The organism is Dactylosporangium sp. McL0621, assembly GCF_049995355.1.
Taxonomy (GTDB): domain Bacteria; phylum Actinomycetota; class Actinomycetes; order Mycobacteriales; family Micromonosporaceae; genus Dactylosporangium.
This window is the reverse complement of sequence record NZ_CP188259.1, coordinates 7,047,630-7,072,613: the sequence shown is the minus strand read 5'-3', so window position 1 is coordinate 7,072,613 and position 24,984 is coordinate 7,047,630. Positions and strand designations below refer to the sequence as shown.

21 protein-coding genes and 1 pseudogene are annotated in these 24,984 nt (G+C 68.6%); 9 read left to right on the top strand and 13 right to left on the bottom strand.

Annotation, left to right across the window (positions count from 1 at the left end):
- The first annotated feature begins 63 nt into the window (after positions 1-63).
- Positions 64-384, top strand: coding sequence for a GYD domain-containing protein (locus tag ACPPVO_RS33375; protein ID WP_426502521.1), 321 nt, complete (start codon positions 64-66; stop codon positions 382-384).
- A 323-nt stretch (positions 385-707) separates the two neighbouring features.
- Here ACPPVO_RS33375 and ACPPVO_RS33370 read toward each other — a convergent pair whose 3' ends face one another.
- The gene (locus ACPPVO_RS33370) at positions 708-2,333 is read right to left on the bottom strand and encodes an Hsp70 family protein (protein ID WP_426502520.1); all 1,626 of its coding nucleotides are present in this window, start codon (positions 2,331-2,333) and stop codon (positions 708-710) included.
- A gap of 146 nt (positions 2,334-2,479) precedes the next feature.
- Here ACPPVO_RS33370 and ACPPVO_RS33365 point away from each other — a divergent pair, with 146 nt between their 5' ends.
- Both ACPPVO_RS33365 and ACPPVO_RS33360 read left to right on the top strand, forming a co-directional pair.
- Positions 2,480-2,839: a nuclear transport factor 2 family protein gene (locus ACPPVO_RS33365; protein ID WP_426502519.1), complete on the top strand. Its 360-nt coding sequence runs from the start codon at positions 2,480-2,482 to the stop codon at positions 2,837-2,839.
- 1,274 nt (positions 2,840-4,113) lie between these two features.
- A pseudogene (locus ACPPVO_RS33360) lies at positions 4,114-4,275 on the top strand (sigma factor); the annotation flags it as partial.
- A gap of 362 nt (positions 4,276-4,637) precedes the next feature.
- Here the strand turns inward: ACPPVO_RS33360 and ACPPVO_RS33355 are convergent.
- Positions 4,638-4,820 (bottom strand): hypothetical protein, encoded by a 183-nt coding sequence (locus ACPPVO_RS33355; protein ID WP_426502518.1) that lies wholly within the window; start codon positions 4,818-4,820, stop codon positions 4,638-4,640.
- Between the two features lie 84 nt (positions 4,821-4,904).
- Entirely contained in the window at positions 4,905-5,708 is an 804-nt protein-coding gene (locus ACPPVO_RS33350; protein WP_426502517.1) for an LLM class flavin-dependent oxidoreductase, read from the bottom strand.
- A gap of 747 nt (positions 5,709-6,455) precedes the next feature.
- Between ACPPVO_RS33350 and ACPPVO_RS33345 the strand changes: the two genes are divergently transcribed.
- Positions 6,456-6,989, top strand: a complete 534-nt coding sequence (locus ACPPVO_RS33345; RefSeq protein ID WP_426502516.1) for a DoxX family protein — start codon at positions 6,456-6,458, stop codon at positions 6,987-6,989.
- Between the two features lie 465 nt (positions 6,990-7,454).
- Here ACPPVO_RS33345 and ACPPVO_RS33340 read toward each other — a convergent pair.
- Both ACPPVO_RS33340 and ACPPVO_RS33335 read right to left on the bottom strand, forming a co-directional pair.
- A protein-coding gene (locus tag ACPPVO_RS33340; protein ID WP_426514666.1) for an IS5 family transposase occupies positions 7,455-8,242 on the bottom strand; the annotation gives its coding sequence in 2 pieces (ribosomal slippage) (positions 7,455-7,909 and positions 7,909-8,242; 789 coding nt in all).
- 203 nt (positions 8,243-8,445) lie between these two features.
- A complete protein-coding gene (locus ACPPVO_RS33335) occupies positions 8,446-8,646 on the bottom strand; it encodes a hypothetical protein (RefSeq protein WP_426502515.1) in 201 nt (66 codons plus the stop codon).
- A gap of 93 nt (positions 8,647-8,739) precedes the next feature.
- Here ACPPVO_RS33335 and ACPPVO_RS33330 point away from each other — a divergent pair, with 93 nt between their 5' ends.
- Positions 8,740-9,231, top strand: a complete 492-nt coding sequence (locus ACPPVO_RS33330; protein ID WP_426502514.1) for a MarR family transcriptional regulator — start codon at positions 8,740-8,742, stop codon at positions 9,229-9,231.
- A 591-nt stretch (positions 9,232-9,822) separates the two neighbouring features.
- Here the strand turns inward: ACPPVO_RS33330 and ACPPVO_RS33325 are convergent.
- From ACPPVO_RS33325 to ACPPVO_RS33305, 5 genes are all read right to left on the bottom strand, one after another.
- The gene (locus ACPPVO_RS33325) at positions 9,823-10,413 is read right to left on the bottom strand and encodes an IS630 family transposase (protein WP_426502513.1); all 591 of its coding nucleotides are present in this window, start codon (positions 10,411-10,413) and stop codon (positions 9,823-9,825) included.
- Positions 10,314-10,823 (bottom strand): winged helix-turn-helix domain-containing protein, encoded by a 510-nt coding sequence (locus ACPPVO_RS33320; protein ID WP_426502512.1) that lies wholly within the window; start codon positions 10,821-10,823, stop codon positions 10,314-10,316. Before ACPPVO_RS33320 ends, ACPPVO_RS33325 begins: the two co-directional genes overlap by 100 nt.
- Positions 10,824-11,035: 212 nt before the next feature.
- On the bottom strand, positions 11,036-11,980 hold the full coding sequence (locus ACPPVO_RS33315) for an NADP-dependent oxidoreductase (RefSeq protein WP_426502511.1): 945 nt from the start codon (positions 11,978-11,980) through the stop codon (positions 11,036-11,038).
- Between the two features lie 74 nt (positions 11,981-12,054).
- Positions 12,055-12,405, bottom strand: a complete 351-nt coding sequence (locus tag ACPPVO_RS33310; protein WP_426514742.1) for a zinc-binding dehydrogenase — start codon at positions 12,403-12,405, stop codon at positions 12,055-12,057.
- Between the two features lie 254 nt (positions 12,406-12,659).
- Positions 12,660-13,079, bottom strand: a complete 420-nt coding sequence (locus ACPPVO_RS33305) for a YybH family protein (protein WP_426502510.1) — start codon at positions 13,077-13,079, stop codon at positions 12,660-12,662.
- Between the two features lie 379 nt (positions 13,080-13,458).
- On the opposite strand from ACPPVO_RS33305, the gene ACPPVO_RS33300 reads away from it, so the two are divergent.
- The 4 genes from ACPPVO_RS33300 to ACPPVO_RS33285 all read left to right on the top strand — a co-directional run bounded on the left by ACPPVO_RS33300 (position 13,459) and on the right by ACPPVO_RS33285 (position 19,508).
- Entirely contained in the window at positions 13,459-14,103 is a 645-nt protein-coding gene (locus ACPPVO_RS33300) for a TetR/AcrR family transcriptional regulator (RefSeq protein WP_426502509.1), read from the top strand.
- A gap of 189 nt (positions 14,104-14,292) precedes the next feature.
- A complete protein-coding gene (locus ACPPVO_RS33295; protein ID WP_426502508.1) occupies positions 14,293-14,676 on the top strand; it encodes a hypothetical protein in 384 nt (127 codons plus the stop codon).
- Between the two features lie 78 nt (positions 14,677-14,754).
- Complete coding sequence (locus ACPPVO_RS33290; protein ID WP_426502507.1) at positions 14,755-17,559, top strand: AAA family ATPase; 2,805 nt, start codon at positions 14,755-14,757, stop codon at positions 17,557-17,559.
- Between the two features lie 791 nt (positions 17,560-18,350).
- Positions 18,351-19,508: a GAF domain-containing sensor histidine kinase gene (locus tag ACPPVO_RS33285; protein WP_426502506.1), complete on the top strand. Its 1,158-nt coding sequence runs from the start codon at positions 18,351-18,353 to the stop codon at positions 19,506-19,508.
- A 276-nt stretch (positions 19,509-19,784) separates the two neighbouring features.
- On the opposite strand, the gene ACPPVO_RS33280 is transcribed toward ACPPVO_RS33285, so the two are convergent.
- The 3 genes from ACPPVO_RS33280 to ACPPVO_RS33270 form a co-directional block, all read right to left on the bottom strand.
- A complete protein-coding gene (locus tag ACPPVO_RS33280) occupies positions 19,785-21,245 on the bottom strand; it encodes a serine/threonine-protein kinase (RefSeq protein WP_426514741.1) in 1,461 nt (486 codons plus the stop codon).
- Positions 21,246-21,355: 110 nt separating this feature from the next.
- Entirely contained in the window at positions 21,356-23,269 is a 1,914-nt protein-coding gene (locus ACPPVO_RS33275; RefSeq protein ID WP_426502505.1) for a HAMP domain-containing protein, read from the bottom strand.
- Positions 23,270-23,399: 130 nt separating this feature from the next.
- Positions 23,400-24,893, bottom strand: a complete 1,494-nt coding sequence (locus ACPPVO_RS33270; protein WP_426502504.1) for a PTS fructose transporter subunit IIC — start codon at positions 24,891-24,893, stop codon at positions 23,400-23,402.
- Between the last annotated feature and the right edge of the window lie 91 nt (positions 24,894-24,984).

Here is a 24,984-nt window from a genome sequence, read left to right as displayed (position 1 = left end):
CGCCGGTCGAGCGCGTCGGCCTGGGTGCCCGGCGACTACGCTCGTTGGGAGGGGGTGATCCCGATGCCCAGATTTCTCATGGAGGCGACCTACACGCTCGAGGGACTCCGCGGGCTGATGCAGGACGGCGGCAGCAGCCGGGTCGACGCGGCCCGCAAGATGGCCGAAAGCGTCGGCGGGCACCTTGAGTCGTTCGACTTCACCTTCGGCGAGCAAGACACGCTTGTGATTTGCGAACTGCCCGACAACAAGGCCGCCGCCGCCGTCGCGTTTGCGATCGGCGCATCCGGTGGAGCAACCATCAAGACGGTGGCGCTGCTCAGCCCGACAGAGGTCGACCAAGCCGTCCGGCAGGCGGTCGACTACCGCGCGCCCGGCGCCTGACGGCCGGGCCGTCGCGCCGGATCGCGCTTTCACCGCTGTCCTGCATGCCGGCCGCCCACGGCGATGAGCCTCCTGGGCGGCCGCAACCATTGCCACCGGTACCAAGGCAACAGCTGGCGCCGCCGCACGAGGGCCCGCTTCTAACCCGGTGAGGGAGCACCATCTCGTCCATCGCCTCGGACCCTGCCGACACGGTCTCGATGACGAGCAGGAGATCGGTGATGGCGAGCCAAACACTGCGCGGCCCCAATCAGCGGTATCGGCATCAGGGCGTGGCCGCGCCGATCGGGCAGGATCCGCGACGGGTGTTTCGGGCGTATCCATCAGTTGCGCCGCGTCCACGAGCTTGTCGTCAAAGTTCCGGGAGCCGCGTTTCTGATGGTGGTGGTGATGGTGAGCAGATCGCCGGTGGCGTTGAGCGTTGCGTCCAGCTCCGACCCGGCTGCAAGATTGCCAGTGTCGCATCCGACCGCAAGCGTGATTTTGTAGGGCTTGTGGTCTCCGGTGCTCCTGATCGTGCCGGTGCATCCGTATCCGAGGGGTGGGCCGCCGGTAACGGTCACCTTCCCGTTCGCATCGATCTTCATCGCTGCCGTTTTGTTGGTGCTGGTCCAACTCGGGTCCAGCCGCGCGATTTGCCAGTTCCCGGCGATCGGCTGCAGCTGCGAGTCCGATTGTTGAGAAAGCGCCACAGCTATGACGGTGACCGCGGCGCCGAGGAGCAGCGCAGCCGCCACGATTAGGACGATCAAACGGCTGCGTCGAGATGTGCGCTGCGTGCGCCCGGCCCGGGCAGGCGGCGGCGGTGCAGGGGTGCCAGCCGTGCTCGTCGGGTGGAACGGTGGCAGGTTACCCGACCCGACCGGCGACTGGATTGCCCATGACGGCGGGTCAGCCCCGGCGACCCCGGCCGCCCCCGCGTGGAACGGGTCAGCTGTGGGTGTGGCATGCAGGGCGCCTTCGGCGACGACCAGTTCGGGCTGGTCGAGGACGGTGGGCGGCCTGCCAGTGGCCCGGTGCAGGAGCGTGGCGACCAGGGGTGTGCGGGTGGCTCCGCCGACCAGGAAGATACCGACCAGGTCGGCGGAGCCCAGCCCCGCACGGCGAAGCATGGTCTGGGTCAGGTCGGTGGTCAGGGTCAGGGTGGCGGCGGCGGCATGTTCGAACTGCTCGCGGGTGACGTGGACCTCGCGTTCCGCGATCGGCACCGCGACGATCGCGACCGGGCGTCGAGACAGGGTCTCTTTCGCTAACCGTGCGGCGTCCCACAGCGCCCGGAAATTGCGGTGGTCCGCAGTCGTGTCCGGATTGGTCAGCCGCCGCCAAGTCTGCGGGTCGTGGTGGTTGACGGTCTGCCCGACCAAATCGACAACCAGCGCGTCCAGGTCTGCCCCGCCCAGGTCGGGCAACCCATCACTGGCAATGACCTCGAAGCCCTCCTCGGTCCGCCGTACCACGGACACGTCGAAGGTGCCCCCGCCCAGGTCGTAGACCATCAATGGGGCACCGACGGGGATCGGCTGCTCGGCGGCCGTCAGGAAGTACCCGGCCGCCGCTACCGGTTCGGCCAGCATCACGGTCGGCGTTAGCCCGGCGGACTGCGCAGCGGTTCGCAACATTGCCCTCCGGGTCGGACCCCAACCAGCGGGGTAGGTCAACACCACATCGTCTGGTGGGCGACCGGCCACCCGTGCCGCCTCCTGCGCCACCCTGGCCAACACAGCCGTGATCAGCTTCGCCACAGGAACGTGTTGATCGCCCAGTAACACGGTGCCCGCATCGATCTGCCGCTTGGGACAGGGCTCAAACCGGCTGGCATCCGACTGGACAAGAGCCAGGACCTCGCGCCCCACCAGTAGATCGCCGGCCGGATCGGCGTACACCGCGGAGGACAGCAGGGGCGAGCCATCAAACACCAGCGGACGAATGCGTCCGTCGGGCCACCCCAACACAGCCACGGTATGGGAGGTGCCGTAGTCGACACCTAGTCGCCATCCACTCACGAGCTGCGAGTCTAGAGCAACCGATCGATCTAACGTGCGGTATCTGGCGGAGCCCCGCCACCCACGAGCTGTCGAATGACGAGCGCGGCGCGGTGAAGTCGTACATCGAGGCCCATGAGCGCAACGACCTCGACCGGCTGACGTCCCTGCTGCGCGACGACCTGCGCTTCGCCATGCTGCCCGATCCGGGCACCGTGACCACGACGGCCAAGGACGCGATCAACGGCTGGCTCTCCGGTGGGCTCTTCCAGCACGGCCACGACGACTGGCGCGGTATCACCACGACGGTCAACCGCATGCCCGCCGCCGTGCTGTACCTGCGCACCCCCGACGACCCCGAGTACCGGCTCTTCGCCATCGCAGTCCTGCACATCGTCGACGGGAAGATCGCCGAGCTCACCGGATTCGACGCCGCCGACAAACCATGGCTGGACCTGCCACCGACACTGTGATCACACATGTCCCCATCGTCGACAAGTCCAGCGCACGCCGTCACCGAAGTCACCGCGGAATGAGCACCCCAACCGCCTGAACACCACGCGACAACGCGAACACCACCGCCCCACCGGCGGGCCACTGCACCCGCGTGGACCTCGTCGGCAACAACACCCCACCGTCGGTCGACAGCTCACTCGGAACGCACGGAAGGGCCGGGAACGTTCCCTCAAGGTAGGTCGATCTCACACGTACAGACGGGCACGGCGTGGAAACCTAATCGGTGCGCGATCTGCGTCCGCAGGTAGTCCTCGCCATCGGACTCGGCACGGCGCACTCAGCTGGGCTACGAGCACTACCCACCGGATCTCAACCTCACCCTCGTACGGGCAGCGGCGCACCCACGGCCGGCTCTCCCCGACCGTGCTGCCGTTTGCCCGGACGAGAAGGCCTCCACAGCCACCTGCAACAGAGGCTGTCAACTTGTCGCAGAGGCGTTGCGGTAGCGCTCGACGCGCTCGCTGCGCGAACAGGAGTGTGAGCGATCTGGGTCCCCGAACGCCTGATCACACAGCTATAGCGCCAGCCAGGCCCCCTCACCACGCTGGAGATCGCCAATGGGTATCTGCTCGCCATCTTGAGCACGGATGCCGGTGGACCGGTGACCCCGCAACGGGCGCGGCCCTACCGGCGTTCGACCCGGCCGTGTATCCGACCCTGGCCGCCCTGGCTCCCCTGCAAGCGGGGTTCGGTGGTGAGGCTGAGTTCGAGCGGATGCTGGAAACGGTCTTGGTCGGCATCGCCGAGGGCACAACCAGACCGCAGGCAGCGCGTTCAGGGCGAGGGTCCCGGGGTGCCACGCCGGGATCAACGAGCCATTCCCGGTAACGGCTGGTGGCGGTGTGCGTAGCTGAGACTCTCGGCCGAAGGGTGGCGCTCGTCAGCGGCCTGGACTGCCTGCGGCGGCCACGCGGTGATGGCAGAGCTGAACGGCCCTGCGCCGGCGGCCGTGAACTTGTCCCGTACTCCCTGGTCGCGGCCGTCGTATGGCTCGCCGAAGTGCGCACGGCGGCGGCCGCGAACGGTCCCTCCATCGCCTGTCCAGTGCGGCCAGCCGTGCCACGACGAGTGTCGGTACCGGTGTGCTTGCTCTGGCCATGTCGTGATCACGGACAAGGGAACAGCCATGTCACACCAGCACCGGCCGCCGGGTGCGGTCCTCCCGGCCGATGAGGAGTTCATCCACCTCACCGAGCCGTTCCGGCGGCAACTGCTGGCGCACTGCTATCGGATGCTGGGCTCGGTCCACGACGCTGAGGACACCGTTCAGGAGACCTACCTGAGCGCCTGGCGCGCCTTCGGCGACTTCGAAGGCCGGTCGTCGCTGCGGACCTGGCTCTATCGCATCGCAACCCGGGCTTGCCTCAAAGCCCTCGAACGCGCCGGCCGCCGCTGACCGACAACGTCTTTCCGCCGAGGACCGCTGTGACCGCGGAGACGAGAACCGGTCGGCCCGGCAGGTGGGCCCGGCCTCGCCAAGCCGGTCGGTGAGGAAGGCGCGCTTGACGTCGTATCGGTGCGCGCCAGCGCTTCCTGGAATTCGGGGGTTGAGGCCCGGACGAATGCTGGTGGGTCCGGGGAGGGCGGGTGTCTGTGCCTGCCCTCGTCCATCGTGGACACCGTCGGTCTGGCTGACCGTCGCCGCGGCGTACATGCACCGCGCCGCGACGAGCAGCCTGCGCGTCGAGCGTGTCAACGGCATCGGGGGTCCCGAACACCTGCGTGGTGGCGCGCAACATTCCAGCGCTTGAGGACTCACGACACCATCGCCAGCTCGGCGTTCTCCCGCCGCAACCTGGCCACCTCCGCACGCTCGTACTCCGACAGCCGCCCAGCGGCGGCCTCGCCGCGGGCAGTCCGGTCGCTCGGCCGGGCGCCGCGCCTGAGTTCGCCGCCGGTCGCAAATGCGGAGGTGACGCCGGTGATCGCGAAAGCCATCGGTACCAGGATTGGCGGCGACTTCGGGGCCGACTGAGCCGAGGATGGCCACCCGAGCGGCTGTGTAGCGCTCCTGGTACCGCTTTACAGCACGACGTCGGCGAGCCGATCCACCTGGTCGATCGACGGGATCGTCGGGCTGAGAACGAGCTCGGTCAGGCCGACCGCATCGTACGCGGTGACGAGGTCCTTTACCGCCCGGGGCGTGCGGACCGCAGACTCCACGATGGCGTCGACCCAGCCGCCCAAGAAGCCGTAGTATCGGCGTAGCGAGGCGCGCGATGCGTCGTCGTCGCCCAGTCCGAAGTAGGCGAGAGCGGCGATGCGCGGTTCGCCTTCCCGGCCCGCCTCGTGCCAGGCCTGACGAACCTTCCGGATCATCGGGGCGGCCATTGCCGGACCGGAGGCGGGTGCGGCCCAGCCATCGGCGTACTTGATCGTGCGCGCGATCGCGGCGTCGCTGCTGCCGCCGATGAGCACCGGCACCCTTTTGCCCGCGGCGGGCGCCGGAGCGATCGGGAACTGATCTCCAGTGACACTCTCCCCGGCCCATGACCGGTGCAGCAGGTCGAGGGTTTGGTCCATCAGCCGGCCACGTTGGGCGAACGGTCGGTCCATTGCCGCGTAGTCGTCCGGCCGGCCACCGACGCCGATGCCGAGGGTCAAGCGGCCGCCGGACATCGCGTCCAGGCTCGCGGTCGCCTTCGCCAGCCAGGTCGGCTGGTACAGCGGCGCCAGCAGGACGTCGGTCAGCAGACCGATCCGTGAGGTGGCTCCGGCGGCGACGGCGAGCGCGGTCAGCGAGTCGTAGGTCGGATACACGATCCGGTCGATCGTTGAAAGGGTGTAGAAGCCGCGCTCCTCGGCCCGGCGGGCCCAGCCGGCCACGGCGGTTCCGGCGATCTCCAGACCGTTCGGAAGCCCGATGCCAATCTCCATGACAAGCCTTTCGTGTATACCGGCACCTGGTTCAGGGGCCCTACTGTCGCCAGCGCGTTATAAACTACGGCGTGGATATTCTACGAATAGCGTAGCAGTATCGGCGATCGGGCAAGTATGGTCCGGGCCGCGCTGCCCGACGCGATCAAGCGCGGTGCTGATGTGACGGCCGCGCTTCACGTGCTGGCGTTCTGATCTGCCATCGCTTCAGAGGTCCTAACAAAGTCGTCTGACGTGCCGGTGGGCGACCGCATCACGCCGGAACTCGTCCGGGTACTTCGACGGACGCCCCAACGAGCACACCCCTCCCCTTGGGCCAACATTCAGTCTCAGGATGTCTACACCTCAGGGGGCAGCCCACCTCTCCCCCTTCGGTATCGACCAACTCGCCGCGGTCGTTCGGACCCGGTTCCCGTCCGTCAAGTACCGGCCGGCGCTGATCGATGCGTTCATCACCGAGACCGGTCTGGTGATCCAACCCCGACCTCCACGATCACCGCACTTGTTCCGGCAGCGGAGGGATGCCTTGACCTATCCGGTCCGACCCGTCGCCGCCGCGCCGCCTGCGCTCGCTTGCTGCTCTCTAGCTCATATGATACGGTATCCGTAATATTTTTCATGCGAAATTCCGTACCGGGGAAGGCAGGCAGCGACGAGCCCGACTGTCAGACCTTCCCGTACACGAAGGAGCAGCTGATGAACACAACGCTGAACGTCGTCCTCTGGAGCGCCCAAGGCTTCCTTGCCCTCTTCTTCCTCGCTGGGGGCGCCCCGAAGGTCCTCGGCCGCGGCCTCGACAACTGGACCGGGTTTTCCGATCTGCCCCGCGCCGAGGTAATCCTCATCGGCGTCGCGGAGGTCCTCGCCGCCGTGGGCCTGGTGCTGCCCGAGGCGACCGGGATCCTGCCGGGCCTGACCCCGCTGGCGGCAATCGGGCTCGCCGTCGTCAGCTTGATGGCCGCTGGGTTCCACGTACGCGCCAACGAGCACCTCAACGTACTCGAGACATCACTCCTGGCCTGCATCGGCGCGGCGATCGCGATCGGCCGTTGGGACCTCATCGCCTCAAGCCCCGATTTCGCGCCGTGGACGCTCGTCGTTGCCCTCTGCCTGCTGGTCCCTGCGGCCATCATCAACGTCATCGTCCTCTACTCGGGCACCAGCCAGCAGGCTGCTCAGCCGCAAAGCAGTTCCGTACGGGTTGACGGGACCCGGCAGCCCGTCGGGTGATGACGCTACCTGCGTCCACCATTGACCGGCCGCCGACACTGACCTGAGTCGCGCCATTAGCCCTGGAGCAGGTCACTCATGGTTGTCCAGAGCCGGAGGGAGTTTCCCCTCCGGCTCTGGCAGATCCCGGCGTGAGCCTCTCGACGCACCTGACTCCTGCCATCCGGCTCATAGCTGTGGCGGCCGTGTACATCGCCGGAGATCGGGCTGCCGTTCTGACCATCCACCAAGGCGGGACCAAACCTGATGGCCGTGACCTTGACCGTTGCAGACGCCCCGACCGGCCTGATCGATGATGGGAGCATGGGTGCCCCTCCCGGTCCGCGGTCCGGCCGACCACGCCGGCGGGCGGCCCCAACCGTGACCACAGTTCATACAGATCACGCGTCAGACACCGCACGAGCATCGATCGCCCCGGCCAGCAGCCGCATCCGACACGCCGACTTACAAGTCCTAACAGAATGATCACTTGATGAGTCGGCGGTAGCAGATGATGGAGCAGGCGAGGCTCATGAACGCTTCGTGGATGTCGTCGCGGATCTCCCAGCGGATGCGGAGGCGGCGGAACCAGTGCAGCAGCGCGACCGTCTGCTCGACCACCCAGCGGTGAACGCCCAGCCCGGAGCCGTGCTCGACGCCGCGGCGGGCGAAGTAGGGGGTGATGCCCTGATCGCGGACCCGGTCGCGGTAGATGTCGAAGTCGTAGGCCCGGTCGGCGTACAGGCTGTCGGGGCGTCGGCGGGGCCGGCCGCGTTTGCCACGTATCGGCGGGATGGCGTCGATCAACGGCAGGAGCTGCGTGACGTCGTGGCGGTTGCCGCCGGTCAGGCTGACGGCGAGTGGGATGCCCGCGCCGTCGGTGATGACGTGGTGTTTCGAGCCGGTCTTGGCGCGGTCGACCGGGCTCGGTCCGGTTTTGGGCCGCCCTTCAGGGCCCGCACATGCGAGCCGTCGATCACCGCCTTGGACCAGTCGAGCTTGTCCGCGGCGCGTAGCTCGGCCAGCAGGAGCTCGTGCAGACGTTGCCAGACCCCGGCCTCGTGCCACTCGGCCAGCCGCCGCCAGCAGGTCATCCCAGACCCGAAGCCCAACTCCTGCGGCAGGAACTCCCACGGGATCGCCGTGTACAGCACGAACAGAATCCCGCACAGCACCTGCCGGTCCGGCACCCGTTTCCGCCCGGGGTTACGCAACCGCCGCGGGTGCCGGGGCAACAGCGGCTCGATCCGCTCCCACAACCCGTCCGGCACCATCCATGGTGGCTGCTCGCCCTTCCGCACGGTCGACACTATAGATCATCGTCCACAAAGGACGGAAGTCCCTAGATCATTCTGTTAGGACTTGTTATTCTGAACTGATCTCGAAGTGCGGCGGTTGCTGTTCGTAGTGGCCGCGTCCGCCTTGGCCCGCCGCCCGTCATGGGCAGGGGATGACGTTCGCGAACAGCCGCGAACGGCTACAGGTTCGCTACGCCGCCGCCGTCGTCGATCTGCCGGACGGCGCGGCCGATGGCGGCGGCGTAGCGGTCCGGCGCAGATGGCGACTCGCAGACGCTCGCCGGGGCTGCGAGGTCGGCTCGGTGGACGGCCGCGACGGGCGGATCGGCGCGGGTACGGATGTCCAGGGCCAACCGCGACGGCCGGCGGTCGGCCTCCACTCGAATCTGTGCAGGCGTAATGCCGGACATCATGTCTTCGGCTTGCCGTAAAGTATGAGAACTGCAATATGCGGCTTCGAGCGGAGAAACTATATGACCCCCGTAACGTCTGAAGGTGTAGGCAACAAACGCCGCCAGCGGCAGTTGGCCAACGAGATCAAGGAGTCGCTGCGCGAGCTCAGCATCCAGCTGTCCCTGCTCAACCACCAAGTCGGCGCCCGGGCCGACCTCAAAGATGTCGACCTCGACTGCCTCGATCTGATCAACCGGCACGGTCCGCTCAGCCCGACCGCCCTCGCCCGCCGCGCCGGCCTGCACCCCGCCACCATGACCGGCATCCTCGACAGACTGGAACGCGGCGGCTGGATCGCCCGCGAGCGTGACGCGGCCGACCGCCGGGCGGTCAATGTCCGGGCCCTGCGCGACCGCAATGCGGAGCTGTTCAGCCTCTACTCGGGAATGAACAAGTCGATGGATCAGGTCTGCGCAGAATACGGGGAGGCCGAGCTTTCGTTGCTCGCCGAGTTCCTGCGCCGCACCATCAACGCCGGACAGAGCGCCGCCGACAAGCTTGCCGGCGGCTGAAGCAGGGCTGCTTTTCGGGATCTTGCCGGTTTCGGCTTGCGCGAGTCCAGCCCAGTGGAACTCCTTGGCCACGTCCACATCCACCGGGGCAGCCATGATTCTGCCTTCCCGCCGTCCACGCCCCCTACACAGCGATCGTTCGCGGAGCCCAATCAGCCATCAGGAAGAGCAGACGAGACAAGCGCGGCGCACCCGAGAGTCGGCCCGGGCCGGTGGCTCGGTGCGGCAGGCGAGGCGTCGACTTCGTGCAGGGCCCGCTCGGAGGTTCACCCCGACGGTTGGTCGGGGCGGGGCACCTGGAGCTCGGCCGATCGGACCCTTCACGAAGGCGGCACGGAGGAGGTCTCTAGAGGGCGAGGGTGTTCAGGTCCACCGCGTTGGCCATGGCCTGGGCGCCTTGTCGTTGAGGTGCGTGCCGTCGCCGCTGTCCAGGGCCGGGTGGATGTAGTCGGGGGCTTCGCGGTTCTCGACAGCTCGGGCCACGTCGAAGGCGGCGTCGAATGTGTCGGTGGTGCGGATCCAGTCGTTTACCTCGCGTCGGACGGCGAGGCCCTCTGGCGTACTAAAGATCTTTCGGTATTTGAGTGATGGTCAGAGACGTAGGCCGGTGTGGTCGAGGAAGTTGAAGCAGAGTTGGTAGCTGCTGCCGATGCGGTGCAGGCCGGTGTGGGCGGCGGTGTCGGCGTCGTTGAGGATGTCGGGGCACAGGTTGGCCAGTTCGGTGGCTTTGAGGTTGCCCCAGACCAGTTCCATGGGGTTGAGGTCGTGGGCGTAGCCGGGCAGTGCTTCGACGGTCAGCCAGTGCTGCTGGGTGGCCAGCCATGCCTTCATGTCCTTGGACCGGTGCGCGGACAGCCCGTCCCAGATCAGCACGATCGGCTTGCCGCGCAGGTGCCGGCGCAGCTGGGTGAGGAACGTGATGAGGCTTTCGGTGTTGTAGCTGCCGGGTTTGGTCTGGAAGATCAGCTTGGCCCGGGAGCGGTCGGGCCGGTAGGCCAGCACACCGGCCATGGACATCCGCGACCAGGAGAACCGGTGCCGCAACACGGGTGTCTGCCCGCGCGGTGCCCAGGTGCCGCGGACTACGGGCAGGAGCGAGAAGCCGCTCTCGTCCTGGAAACAGATCCACGCTCCCCGTCGCCGGGCCCCCTTTTGATCCTGGGCCAGTCCTGCTTGACCCACGCTTCGATCGCTGCGTCGTCCCGTTCGACGGCCCGCCGGGCCGGGCGCTGCCGGGTCCAGCCGAGGCGCTGCCGCAGGATTGTCCAGGTCTGCGTCGGCCCGTACCGCACGCTGGTGACCCGTTCGATCACGTCCGCCACCCGGGCGAGGGTCCACAGGTCGGTGCCGAACCCGCTGGCCTTCGGCCCGGCCAGCAGTGCCGACTCCACTTCGGACAGTTGCTCGTCCGACAGCCGCGGCGTACGCCCCAGTCGCTGCGCGCCGGTCAGGGCCTCCCGGCCGCCGGCCCGCCACGCCCGATGCCACCGCGACGCGGTCTGCGCAGAGACCCCCAGTTGCGTCACCACATCGGCCTGCCGCGCGCCGTCCTCGAACAACTCCGCCGCCCGAATCCGGCGCTGCCGCAACACATCAACATCCAGACGAGCGGCACCACGCCGACCCGCCGGCTGTGCAGAGACCGACATGCCACCGATTCTCGTACCCGGCAACACGATCAGCCCGCAACGACTCACCTCAATACCGAAAGATCTTTAATCACCTCGACCTGCAAGTAGATTGACGATTGTCGGCGTGTCCGGTCCGACTGCGCCGGACCCGCCGGTCCCATCAAACAACAAGCTCAGGGGCGAACGCGGATGATCGTCTTGCCCTTGATCCGCTCGGTCGGGTTGAAGGCGGCGACAGCATCGTCGAGGGTCGCGACTTGGCCGATGTTCGTCCGTACTCGTCCATCCCTGACCCGCCGGGCGATCTCACCCAGTTGCGCGCGATCGGACACCACGACGAAGTCGATCGCGAGACCGTCGGCCGGCCGTGTCTCGGGCGGACCGGCGACTGTCACGAGTGTTCCTCCGGCTCGAACAAGACCTGTGGACCGATTTCCGATGTCGCCGCCGAAGACATCGAACGCCAGGTCGACTCGGCCGACATCTTCCAGCGTGTCGTTGTCGAGGTCGATGAACTCCTGTGCGCCGAAGTCGAGTGCCGTCCGACGGTGGGCACCGCGTCCGGTACCGATGACGTAGGCGCCGGCCTCACGTGCGAGCTGTGTCGCCATCGACCCGACCGCGCCGGCCGCGCCGTGCACGAGGACGCTCTGTCCCGCTTGGAGGCGGCCGTGCTCGAACAGCCCCTGCCACGCGCTCAGGCCCGTCATCGCGACGCTCGCGCCCACCGTGAAGTCGACGTCTGCCGGTAGCGGCGCGACGTTACGCGCCTCGACGACCGTGTACTCCGCCAGGGTGCCGTCGCGAGTCCAGTCCGTAAGGCCGAACACCCGCTGTCCCACCGACAACCCCGTTGCTCCATAGCTGAGAGCGGTGACTACCCCGGCCATCTCGTGGCCGGGGATCGACGGCGTGCGGTCACGGCCGAGGCGATCGATCCAGGTCGAGGGCCACTCCAGCTCATTGCCGGTGAATCCCGACGCATGAACTTCAACGACGACATCGCCGTAGTTCGCGCCCTCAAGACTGGCGAGCCTCGCCGCGTCCGGCTCGGGCCGCTCCACCAGTGTCATTCCCGCCGTTCCCGCGGCCCGGTCCGTCACCACGATCGCTTTCATCTGACTACCTCTCTCAGTAACAGTCCTCGCCCACCCCGTGATGACGTAACGGGGTCTCCATCGCCTCCGCGTAGTTACGGGTGAACGCGGATGATCGTCTTTCCCTTGACCCGCTCCGTCGGATTGAACGCCGCATCGGCATCATCGAGGGTCGCGACGTTGCCGATGACCGTCCGCAGACGTCCGTCCCGCACCCGCTGGACAACCTCACCCAGCTGGGCGCGATCGGACACGACGACGAAGTCGATTGCCAGGCCGTCCGCGGGCCGCGCCGCCGGCGGGCCGGCGATCGTCACCAGTATTCCTCCGGCTCGAACCAGCCTTGCCGACCGCGTCCCGATGTCACCGCCAATCACGTCGAACGCCCATGGCGGCGCCGTGGACGTGGTCAACCTCGGCGACGTCGACCACGTCGGCGCCGCCATTGCCGGCTGCCGATGATCCGTACCTGGTTCCTTCAGCTGAAATCCGATCGATAGCACCACCATGGCGGTACCGCCGTCGTGCGCGAGCTGCCAGCACCGCATGGGATTCCGTCGTCTCCCGGAGAATTCAGGCCACGGGTCCAAAATCTCGACCGCTGAAGCGCAGTGGTATTACCCAACCGACGGCCCGTTCACCTGAGGCTTGAGCGTGAAAACCCAATCTTCCGTGATACGGGAGTTTCACCACCTGGCGGTCACGTTTTCCGGGCGGGGGCGGGCTGTCGCACCGCCGTCCCGAGAGCATTGTCGATCACGTACCGCCAGAATCCATCCGCGCCTCGGCGCACGACATCGCTTGCCGAGCCTTCGAGGTGCACGTGCTCGCCGTCGGGACCTGTGCCATCAATTGACCAGTCCAGCACGATCTGGGCGATATCGCCGGCAACGAACACGTGGCGCGCCTTGGCCTCCAGCGGCAGGCCGTACTTGAGATCGCGCTCGAGTTCGGCAGCGATCTCGGAATGATCAGTGACGGTTCGCCCGTCTTTCGCGATGAACACGGCCTCCGGCTCGTACCCGATCATCATTGCGCTGACCTTGCCGGAGTTGAATCGCTCAAGCAGCGACGCGACGACGCCTTCGGGTTCAGTGGGGAGTGAGTAGGACTGAGGCATTTCGGCTCCCTGTTCGTGTTGGTTGAACGGTCCGGTCTCAACTGGACGGACTCGTCCAGCGTAGCTCGGCTCCTCGTTCATTCGTTTAAAAGGTCCGGCATCAACTGGACGGGTTCGTCCAGTGTAACTCGGGTCGTGCAGGGACCCCTGGCGGTGAGGTCGCAGAGGCCGGTGCGCCTGCGGGCGGTGAATGCGTACGATGGCCGATGGGACGCCTCAAGGGACGTCGACGGCTGACCGAACGGGACGAAATCGTCCAGATGTGGCTATGTGCCTGCACACGTCCACGTTCACCTTCACCGGTGCCCCTGCCGCGGCCGCGCCCGGTGTTGATGCCTTGACCTGGTTCGTGCGGCGGTCCTGTCAGTACCATGGCTGTGTGGAGGAGAGCTCGCAGACGGCCGCAGCCGCGCGGTTGACGGCGCGTGGCGCGAAGACGAGGTCTAAGATCGTCGCCACCGCCGCCGATCTGATGCGCGTGCGAGGAGTCGGTGGAACGACTCTGGACGACGTCGTCTCAGCGAGCAACGTCAGTAAATCGCAGCTGTACGGACACTTTGAGGACAAGTCAGCGCTGGTGCGGGCAGTGATCGAGCTTGTGGGCGAGCGAACGATAGCCGGTGAGCGAGAACGCCTGGAGAAGGTGAGGACCTTCGCGGGCCTGCGACGTTGGCGGGATGCACTTGTCGCGCGCAATGCCCTGCAAGACGGCCGGTACGGGTGCCCTTTGGGCTCCCTGGCGAACGAGGTTTCCGATCAGGACTCGGTCGCACGCAGGAAGCTCCACGACCTGTTCATGGCTTGGCAAGAGCTCTTCGAAGATCTCCTTCGCCGGTTCCAGCAGGAAGGTGTCATTCCGCAGGACGCCGACGTGGCCCAACTTGCGACGGGGTTCGTGGCGGCTGTCCAGGGCGGCTACCTGTTGGCGCAGACCTCCCGCGACGTCACGCCGATGGCTTCCGCGATCAACATGGCCATAACACATCTGCATCTGCTCGCCCGCGAGCGGGAGGAAGCATCCTAGCGGGCACACGCGGGAAGTATGTGTTCGTTCATGCTGTCGTGCCGCCGAGGATCACGTCCGGTGCGCGAGCCCGTGGTCGTTTGATTCTGGTGTGATGCTGACCGAGGGACAGACCGCAGAGTTGCGGGCGGTGATCAACAGCAGTGACGTACCGGCGGTGGTGGGACCCGGGCGCGGATCGTGTTGTGGATGGCGGAAATCCGGCGCCGTAAGGATGCTGCGGTGCTGGCCGGGGTGTCACTGCCCACTGTGGACCGTTGGGTCGACAGGTATCCGGGCAGCGGTGGCGTGTCATCAACGGCTTGCCGGATCGCGGGGATCTCGCCAGGCGTGCAGATACGGGGACGTGACGCGGGCCTTTGCGGGTCAACGCCGGCTGGAGTAGATAGGCGGACTCGCCCAGGCGGTGAGATGTCGGGCGAAGTCGCGGATGGCAGCCATCCGGTTGCGCAACGCGTCGCGCCCCTCAGCGGGCCTCTTGACCGCCGGGGCGATGCCCTGGTGGCTACGGATAGTGCAAGAACCCTCCATGACGCACCGCTGGCCTGGTCGGCTCGGCGGAGGCGCGGGTAGGCTCTAACAGACCCCCGGTAGGCAGAGAATTGCCTGTTCAGGGCCGCGATGGCCGCACAACATGGAGATTCTCACGCGATGACCGTTGCAGACTCTTCCTGGCCCATCTATCAGAGGCGCGTAGTCGATCTCGTGGGGCGCACGGCCGAGCTGGAATTGATCGACTCGCTGCTCGACAGGCACGGCCGGGTCGGCCCCGGCCTACTGCTGCGGGGCGATCCCGGAGTGGGCAGGACCGCACTGCTGAACGCCGCCGCAGCGCGGGCCGCAGCTGTCGGCATTCGGGTGTTACGCGCCTCCGGCGTGGAGTTCGAGGCCGAGATCAGCTTCTCGGCACTGCACCAGCTGCTCTACCCGCTACACGAACGTACCGATCGGCTGGCCGGCCACCATCGCGACGCCCTCAACCAGGTCTTCGACCTCGCACCGGGACCGTCACCGGACCCGCTGGTCGCTTCGACGGCCGTCCTGGCCCTGCTCCGGACGGTCGCCACCGAACGTCCGCTGCTGCTGATCGTCGACGACGTGCCGTGGATCGACTGCGCCAGCGCAACCGTGCTGGCGTTCGCCGCCCGTCGGATCGGCGCTGAGCCGATCGTGTTCCTGGCCGCCGCACGCACCGGTGCCGGCGGCTTCTTCGACCAGGTGCAGTTGCCCGAGCAGGAGATCGGCCCGCTCGGCGAGCAGCCGGCGGCCACCCTGCTGGACACCCGGTACCGAGACCTGGCACCCGCGGTACGACAGCGGCTGCTCGATGAGGCCACCGGCAACCCGCTCGCGCTGCAGGAACTGCCCGCGTCGCTGACCGACCGGCAGCGCTCCGGCCAGGACCCGCTGCCCGAATTCCTGCCCCTGAACCGGCGGCTTGAGACCGCCTTCGCCGCCGGGATGCGCGCCCTGCCCGCGGCCACCCGACAGTTGTTGCTACTGGCCGCGTTGGAGGTCGATGCGAGTCTGGCCACGATCCGAACAGCTACGCAGGGCCGGGCGGACATCGATGACCTTGCCCCCGCGCAACGGGCCAACCTCATTCGCACGGGTGCACACGAGGGCCATCCGGCCTTTCGGCACCCGCTGATCCGCTCGGCGATCGTGCAGACATCGTCGCCGAGTGAACGCCGAGCGGCGCACCGGGCCCTGGCCGCCACCCTGGCCGGAGACCCGGATCGCCGGGCGTGGCATCTGGCCGAAGCCGCGGTCGAGCCAGACGAAACGGTGGCCCGGGCGCTGGAGGAGGCGGCTCTATCCGCCTCGCGGCGCGGCGGCGCGTCCGCCGCGGTGACCGCGCTGGTGCGCGCCGGTGAACTCAGCCCGCAACCGGCCGACCGGTCCCGCCGGCTGGTCGAGGCTGCCTTCATCGCCAGCAGGACCGGTCCAATGGACCGGGCGACCCGGCTGCTGGCCGACGCCCGGCAGGCACAGGTCGCTCCGGCCGGATCGATCATCGACGGCATCACGGCGGTCTACCTCGCGCACGGTGAGGGAGACATCGATGCCGCGCACCATCTCCTGGCCCGGGCGCTTGACGTCAGCGCCGACACCGACCAGACCAACCGCGACTGGGACACCGACGCCCTGTACGCGCTGGTGTTGGTTTGCATCTACGGCGACCGGCCAGAGTCGTGGGAACTGTTCGGGAGCGCGCTGGCTCGGCTCGACCCGGAGGGGGTAACGCCCCTGCGGCTGTGCTACGACACGTTCACCGACCCGGCCCGCGCATCCAGCCCGGTGGGGGAGGGCCTCGCCCGCGCTTTCGACGCCCTGCCCGCCGACGCGGCAGCCTGGCAGCTCGTCCCCCTGGCCTACGCGGCCCTGTGGGTGGACGCCCTGTCCGGCTATCGCCACCTGGTCCGGCGCATGATCGAACGAGAACGCGACGGTGGTGCGATCGCCATGGTCATTTCCGGGTTGCTGCTGCTCAGCGGCGACTCCTATCAACACGGGCAGTGGGACGAGGCCGAGAACCTAGCGCGGGAGGGGCTGGATCTGGCAGCCGCCCATGGCTACCACCTTCTCCAGGGGCAGCTTCGGTGCCTGTTGGCGTTCCTCGCGGCCGGGCGCGGCAAGGTGGACCTCGCCCGGACCCTGACCGACGAGATCACCACCTGGGCGGCGCCACGCGGCATCGGAGTAACGCAAGCGTTCGCCCGGTACGCGCGCACCATCGCGGCCCTGGCCCAGGGAGACTACGAGGACGCCTACGCCCAGGCGTCCCGGATTACCCCGCCCGGCACACCCCCGTCCAGCGCTCCCGGCCGTTGGGTGGTCATGAACCTGGTCGAGGCGGCCATCCGCACCGGGCAGATAGCGGAGGCCCGTGCCCACGTTGCCGCCGCCCAACAGGCCGGCATCGCCCGCATCTCCTCCCGCAGAGCCCTGATCACCGCCGGGGCCGCCGCCCTGGCCGCCGACGACCACGAAGCCGGCCTACTGTTCGAGACCGCCCTGTCCCTGCCCGAGGCCGACCGGTGGCCGTTCGAACACGCCCGCATCCACCTTGCCTACGGACAATGGCTACGCCGCACCCGCGACACCACCCGAGCGCGCCTGCACCTACGCGCCGCCATCGACATCCTCGACCGACTCGGTGCCCGACCCTGGGCAGCGCGGGCCCACAACGAGCTACGCGCCACCGGGATCGCCACCACCGCACGACCCGACACCCGTTCGGCCGCACTCACCGCGCAGGAACGACAGATCGCCACGCTGGCCGCCACCGGCCTGACCAACAAACAGATCGGCCAACAGCTGTTCCTGTCCCACCGCACCGTCGGCGCCCACCTGCACCGGATCTTCCCCAAGCTCGGCATCACCTCACGCGCCGCCCTACGCGACGCATTGGACACGATCACACCGGACGGCGCCGACCGCCCCTACCGGTAACCCAGCGTAAGCAGCGGAACGGAGGTCGCCCGAGCCGGCGGTCGCCGTGGAGCCGGAGCGCGCCAGGCTTCCTGACCGGTGTACGGCTGGCGTGCATGGCTGTGCTCGGAACCCGTACGCCGGCGCCGGCGCGATCGGCACGGGCTCTTCCGCTCACCGGAAGGCGGCACTCGGGTTGGGCGTGGACGCATTCGTGGACCTGTACGCCGACCGGGTGGAGGACGTCGGCGAGGTCGACGTGGTGTTCGACGTGATCGGGGGCAAGATCCTCGTTCGCGAGGCCGCAGTGGGGAAATTCGTGTCCATGTGGCGGTGTGACCGATACCCGATCGTGTCGCCGGTAGCCGTACCAATCCGGTCAAATGACCCATGCCCGGGTACTGCCGGAATCGGCACGCTGGTTGGGTCAGGCCACGAAGCCCGCCGTACAACATCGGCGGCCAGCGTATTTGGAGTTGCAATGACCACCCTGTCGAAGACCGTTGCCGTGCCGGCGCCCAGGCGTGTCCCCGGCGCGTTCGCACCTGCCGCGCATCGTGGTGCCCGGCGGGCCGGCCGGCGAGACCTGGATGCGGCTGTTCCGGCCGGCCGGCGTGAGCGAACCGCTGCCCGTCGTCATCTACGCACATGGCGGCGACGGAACGCAGAGGGCGCGCGACGTGCGTAGCGAGCCTGTGGCGTGGCGTGATCCGGTCTTGCGGATGAGGGTGACGGGGTAACCGTGGCCATCCAACTCGCGGACGGCGGTCCGGCCGTAACTCGAGCTCGGCTGGACGAGAATGTGGAGCGACATGATGGAGAAACCACGACAACGTAGCGCCGACGCGCTCTCCCGCCTCGCCAAGGCGCAACGGCACATTGCCACACTCATCGCGCGTGGCGTCCCCTTGACCGAGGTCTTCGATACGGTCGCCACGGAACTGGGGCAGCTCATCGATACCGATGGTGCGAACATCGTCCGCTTTGAGGACGATGGCACGGCTACCGTCATCGCAGCGTGGGGCTGGGGGGTCGTGATCCCGGCCGGTACGAATCTGTCGCTGGACGGTCGCAGCGTATCGGCGATGGTGCGCGACACCGGCCGTCCCGCTCGGATCGACAACTATGCGGGCGTTCCCGGCCCGCTCGCCGCTCGCCTGCGCGAGCGAGGCATCCGCTGCGCGGTCGGCGCCCCGATCTACATCGAGGGACGCCTCTGGGGAGCCGTTGCCGCCTCCATGGCACGGCCGGAACCATTGGCCCCGGACATCGAAACGCGACTTGCCGACTGCACCGACCTCATCGCCGCGGCCATCGCCAGCGCCCAGGCCCACGCCGAACTCGCGACCTCCCGGACCCGGATCATCGTCACCGCCGACCGGGCCCGACGGCAGATCGAACGCAACCTGCACGACGGCATCCAACAGGACCTCATCGCGCTCGTGCTGCAACTGCGCCAGACCGAGGCTCAAATACCGCCAGAGATGCCCGAACTCCGCGAGCAGCTGTTCGCGGTGACGAGCGAGCTGACGAACGTGCTGGATGACCTGCGGAGGATCTCACGTGGCATCCACCCGGCGAATCTGTCCGAAGGCGGCCTCCGGCCCGCGCTCAAGACGTTGGCACGCCGTTGCCCGGTCCCAGTCGACGTCGACCTCCATGTCGATGGCCGCCTCCCCGAACCCGTCGAGGTAGCGGCGTACTACGTCGCCGCGGAAGCGCTGGCCAACGCCACCAAGCATGCGCACGCCTCGCTCGTACGTATCAGGACGGCGATCCGCGACGGATGGCTCCATCTGTCCGTTCATGACGACGGGGTGGGCGGAGCCGATCCGGCGCGAGGTTCCGGTCTGATCGGGCTCACCGACCGCGTCGAGGCACTGGGCGGAACCATCAGGATCAACAGCCCACCCGGTCTGGGCACTCATCTGCGGGCCGAGCTGCCGATCGATCAGGTCAACCTGCCATAGCGGCTGACCGTTCAGGCGACTGTCCACCGGCCAGTCTCGACACGCATGAGTTCTCCGCATGTCGAGCAGCGCTGACCCGGCGGGCTCACCGCCGAAGGTCGGCCTCATTCCTCACAGTCGATGGCCACTTGGCCGGCCCGTAACCGCGGGAACTACGGCGTGCGCCGCGTCGAAGCCTGTCGGCGGTCAGCGCCGCCGGCTGGTGGGCCAAGACAGACGACGTCGTCGCGTCCATGAGGAATGCGGGCCGGTGGTGCGTGGCGCAACAGGCGTCGATCAGGGCTGCGTCGCCGTCTGGCAGCGCATGCCGTTCAGGACGAAGGCGTCGGGAATCGTCCCGGCGTGCTGGCCGCCGACGTTCGCGCCGACGTCGGTCACCGAAGCGCCGGCTTCGAGATCCGAATGGCCGGCGAGGCCGGTGACGGTCACCTGCGTGCCCTGCTGCTGCCACGCACCGTTCCAGCTGGACCCTGTCTGCACCTGACCCTCGACGTCGAAGCTCAGGGCCCATTCCTTCAGCCCCGTTCGACCTGTGTTGGTGATCGACAGCGACACGGTGGCGCCGTTGTCCCAGGTCTGCTTGACCTGGTACGCCACCGTGCACGACCCGGCGGCCGCCTGGCCTGCGCCGGTGCTCGGCGAACTCGCCCTGCCCGTGGGGGCGCCCGATCCGGGCCGGCTCGACGCGGCCGCACCCGATCCGGGCCCATCGGACCCGGCGGACCAGTGGACCTGGCTGGACCCTCCGGAGCGCATCAGCGCACTGGCAGTGGCGGTCCCGGCAAAGACGACGGCCACGGCCACGGCGCCGCCCACGACCGCCTTCCGCAGCCGACCGGAGCGTGCCAGCGGCGCGGGCTCCGTCGCCGCCGGGAAATCCGTCGCCGTGGGCAACTCTCTCGTGCCGCGCAGGTTGGCCGTCTCGTCGTCCGATGGCTTGACCACGCGGACGTCGACGGCACCCACCCGGACACCTACCAAGGCGGCCAGGCGGTGCGCCAGTGCCGCCGCGGACGGGCGCATCGCCGGTTCGGCGGCCAGGCAGCGCTGGTAGAGCGCCGCGACCTCCAGCGGCATCCCCGGGATCAGCGGAAGCGGCACCGGCTCCGGGTTGTCCCGCCGCAACCCTGCCCGGACCGCCACCGGCGGGTGGCCGGTCAGCGCGGTGAACAGCACGACGCCGATGGCGTACACGTCGGCGGCTTGGTCCCGGGTGTGGTCCGTCGGACCGGCCCGGCGCTCGGGCGCGACGTAGGCTGACCTGCCGTCGCCCGCACGGGCGCGTACGAGCGAGGCGATGCCGAAGTCGACTACCTTGACGCCGTCGCCGGTGAGCATGATCGTTTCGGGCGTTATGCCACCGTGGGCGAGACCGCGGGCGTGGGCCGCAGACAGGGCGGCGGCGACATAGGCGCACACCTCGACGGCACCGCGCCACGGCAGCGGACCGCGGGTGAGCCGGTCGGCGAGCGGGATGCCGTCGACGAGTTCCATCACGATGAAGGCTTCGTTGCCGGCCACGCCGAAGTCGTAGACGCCTCTGACATTCGGATGGCTCAGGGCCGCGGCGGCCTGCGTCGCGGCCTGCAGCCGTCCGTCGTCATGCAGCTTCGCGGCGAGCAGCCTCACGGCGACCCGGCGCCGGAGGATCTCGTCGTGCGCACTCCAGACGAAGGAGGTGCCGCCTTCGCGTACGCGTTCAATCAACCTGTACCGACCGGACACCAGTCTCGGCATCTCAACCACGCAAAAAGTGTGCCACAGACATTCTGGCGCTTATGCCGGTGAATGCGGACAAGATCTACTACGGCTTCATCATGCGGACGGTCACCGGCACTGCGATCAGGTCACCGGGTGACCTCGTCGAAGGGGAGGCGCACCTCCAGGCAGGTGCCGCAGCCCCGCGGGCTGTGCAGCGTCAGCGTGCCCCCCAGGGCCTCCACCCGGTCGGCCAGGCCGATGAGGCCCGTGCCGTGCCCGGGTTCGGCGCCGCCGACGCCGTCGTCCCGGACCGCCAGGTGCAGCTGATGGTCGCCGACGTCCGCTTGCACCGAGACTACGGTCGCCTGGGCGTGCTTCGTGGCGTTCGTGAGCGACTCCGCCACCACGTAGTAGGCGGCCACCTCCACGGGCTCCGGCAGGCGGGCGTCCAGCCGGACGTCCAGCTCCACCGCCACCCCGGAGCGGCGGGCCAGCGCGCGCAGCGCGGGCCTCAGCCCACCATCCGACAAGATCGCCGGGTGTACCCCGCGGGAGATCTCCCGCACGTCGTCGACGGTTCCGGTGAGCCCGGCCACGACCGCCGACAGCTCCTCCCGCAGCGCGGGCAGCTCCGTCGGCACGCCCTCCTGGAGCCGGCGGAGGTCCAGCCCCAGCGAGATGAGCCGCTGCTGGACGCCGTCGTGCAGGTCGTGCTCGATCCGGCGGCGCGCCTGGTCGGTGGCGAGCACGAACCGGGACCGCGACGCGATCAGGTCCGCGCGGGCCTGGGTGTTGGCGATGGCGGTGCCGATCAGGTCGGTGTACTCCGCGAGCCGGGCCTCGGCGTTGGACGGCGGCGGTTCGTCGCGGGCCGTCCCGGAGGCCACGACGCCCCACAGCCGGCCCTCGACGTGGATAGGCGCGCCGACCGCCGCGCGCAGGCCGCGCTCGCGCAGGTGGACGCCGAGGGCTCCGGCGGCGTTGGCGAAGTCGTCAACGCGGGCGGGCCGGCCGGTCCGCAGTACCATCGTCGTGACGTTGTGGCCGTCCAGCGGCATCCGGGTGCCGACCGGCAGGTCCAGTTCGGCCCCGCCCCAGGCCGCAACGATGGTCCCGGTGCCGTCCGGTTCGAAGCGCACGAGCCGCACCGACTCGGTGTCGATCAACTGGCCCAGCTCGGCGGCGACCGCCGCCATGACCTCGGCCGGTGGGACCCCCCGCGCGACGAGCGTGGCGATGCGCCGCAGGGCGGTCTGCGTCTCGACGCGGTCGGTGAGCTCCCGGTAGCCGCGCTCCAGCGAGGCGGCCATGACGTTGAAGAAGCGTTCCAGCCGGCCGATCTCGACGGTGCCGGTCTCGGGTAGCCGGGTGCCGAGGTCGCCGCTTGCGAGCTGGTCGGCCATGGCGGCGACCCGGCGGATCGGCTGGACGATGATCCGTGTCTGGTACCACCCGACGAGGGCGATGACGAGCGCCGACGCCGCCAGGCCGCAGATGACCGCGAGGATCTCCTGTTGGACCAGCCGGTCGGTGCGGGCGTCCCAGGTGTCGACGATCTGCCGCTCGGTCATCCTGAGGGCCTGGGCCTCCGTGTGCAACTCGGCGATCCGCCGATCGCCTTCCCGCATCGTCGCCGCGTCCCGCACGCTCGGATCGCCTCGCCGCGCGGCATCCATGACCGGCACCGAGTAGTCCTCGACGTACGATCGGGCGATCTGGGTGATGCGCTGGGCGTGGCGCCGCTCGTTGCTCGTCGTGGCGACGTGCTCCAAGTGCTCGGTCGCGCGGGGGATGTCCGCCGTTGCGGCCTGCCAGCCGGCGACATAGCCGGCGTCCCCGGTGGCGAAGTACTGCAGCTGCCTCGTCTGCACCTCGTCCGTGCTCCGCTCGGTGGCCTCGACGGCGTCGAAAACCTGCTGGGCGTGGCGCGTCATGCGGTCGGTGCTCCGCTGCTCGTTGATCGAGATGAGCAGGACGCCGAACGCCGCGCCGACGATCAGCAACAGCGCGCCGGTCGCCAGCACCATGCGGCTGATCAGCCCGCCCCTGGTCCGGCTCATGCCCGCCCCTCCGTTTCAGGCTAGCGCGCGGCCAACCCGGGGGTCCCATGGAGCTTGTCAAGCGGTGGCGAGCCTCGTCGGCCGGACGATCCCGACCAGCTTGCCGGCCGCCGCGGCGTCGAGCGCCGGCTCAGGCCCGGCCCGCCCGCTCCACTTCGCCTTGCCGCGTATCGGGTACCCGGCGGTCGGCTGAACGGCGCAATGACTTCAGAACGATAATGCAGACGGCGCTGATCACCGTGCCGACCGCGATGGCCAGCACGTAGAGCACTGGCTTGCCGATGAGGCCGATGACCCAGATTCCGCCGTGCGGTGCCCAGGAGGTCGCGCGGAAGGCCATCGAGAGGGCTCCGGTCACGGCGCTGCCGGCCATGATGGACGGAATCACGCGCAGCGGGTCGGCCGCTGCGAACGGGATGGCACCCTCGGTGATGAACGAGGCGCCGAGCAGCCACGCAGCCTCACCGGCCCTGCGCTCGGCATCGGTGAACAGCTTCGCGCGTACCACCGTGGCCAGCGCGAGCGCGAGCGGCGGGGTCATGCCGGCGGCCATTACGGCGGCCATCACGGTGTGGTTGCCGCTGGCCAGTCCGGCGAGGCCGAAGGTGTACGCCACCTTGTTGACCGGCCCGCCCATGTCGAAGGCCATCATGGCGCCCAGCAGCAGGCCGAGCAGGATCGCATTGGCGCCGCTCAGCGTGGTCAGCCAGGCGGACAGTCCCTTCTGCGCGGCGGAGATCGGCTGTCCGATGGCAATGATCATGATTGCGCCCACGATCGCGCTCGACACGAGCGGAATGAGCACCACCGACATGACGCCCGCGACCGCGCGAGGCACCTTGATCCGGTTGATCGCCATGACCACCGCACCGGCGAGCAGGCCGGCGATGAGGCCGCCGAGGAAGCCGGCGCCGATCGAGGTGGCCAGCAGGCCACCGACAACGCCGGGGACGATCCCGGGCCGATCCACCATGCCGAAGGCGATGAAGCCCGCCAGGATCGGTACCAGCATGGAGAACGCGGCATCGCCGACCTCGAACAGGACGCCCGCGAGCCCGAGCGTCGCCCACAGTTTGGACAGGTCGTGGACGCCCGGGTATGTCACGCCCTCGAACGTGCCGCCGCTGACCTTGGTCGCGATTGACGGGCCGCCGATCAGGAACGACGACGCGATGAGAATGCCGCCGGCGGCGACGAACGGAATCATGTAGCTGACGCCGGTCATCAGCCACTGACGTACGCGCGTTGCCAGGGGGGCGTTGCGGTCCACCTTCGTGGACAAGGCGGCGATCGGACCAGCAGCGGCCGCCGACCGTTCGACCCGCTTCTTCGTGGACGGGGCGGCGATCGGGCCAGCAGCGGCCGCCGACCGCTTGGCCGCCGCGGCGGCCTCTTGGATCAGACTGGGCGCGTGGATGATGGCCCGCTTCACCGGGGCGATCACCTGCGGCTTGCCGGCGAACCGGGCGCGATCACGAACCTCGACGTCGGCCGCGAACACCACCGCGTCGGCGGCTGCGATCTGCTCCGGGCTGAGCGGCGTGACCGTCCCCGCGCTCTGAGTCTCCACGATGATCTCGTGGCCGGCCGCGCGGGCTGCCTGCTCCAGTGCCTCCGCGGCCATGAATGTGTGCGCAATTCCGGCCGGACACGAGGTCACGGCGACAATCTTCATCGCCCGGCACCTCCCGGTTGACGAGATCCACGACGTCATG